Genomic DNA, 436 nt, shown 5'->3' with positions numbered 1-436 from the left:
AAGACATATATATATGTTGACCATTTTTCTGGTGGAGGGGGAACACAGTCTAGTCCCTATATAGTTGAGGATGAAAAGGATTTAAATAATGTCCGAAGTAACTTAGGTGCTTACTACACTCAAACAAAGGATATTATTATGACTAGTTATCAAACTGGTTCTGGTTTTGCTCCAATTACTAGCTTTAAAGGTTACTATGATGGTGCGGGATATGATATTAAAGATTTATATATTAATCGTTCCCAATCTAATGTTGGTTTGTTTGGTGAACAAACCGGGGGAACTATTAAGCGTGTTCGATTAGTTAACGTAAATATTGTAGCCAACGGATCAATGGTTGGTGCTTTAGTAGGAAAGTCTGATGGAGATGTTGAAGATTGTGCCGTAATTTCGGGAACAGTTAAAAATGAGGGGAGCTCTGCTGGTCATACAGGAG

Annotated in this window: 1 protein-coding gene; it reads left to right on the top strand. The window is 37.4% G+C overall.

What is annotated here, in order from left to right; all coding sequences use genetic code 11:
* On the top strand, positions 1 to 436 hold a 436-nt coding region (locus RAD15_RS43960), incomplete at both ends, for a hypothetical protein (protein ID WP_458184887.1).

The organism is Bradyrhizobium sp. 14AA, from assembly GCF_054185205.1.
This window is presented reverse-complemented; position numbering and strand designations above follow the sequence as displayed.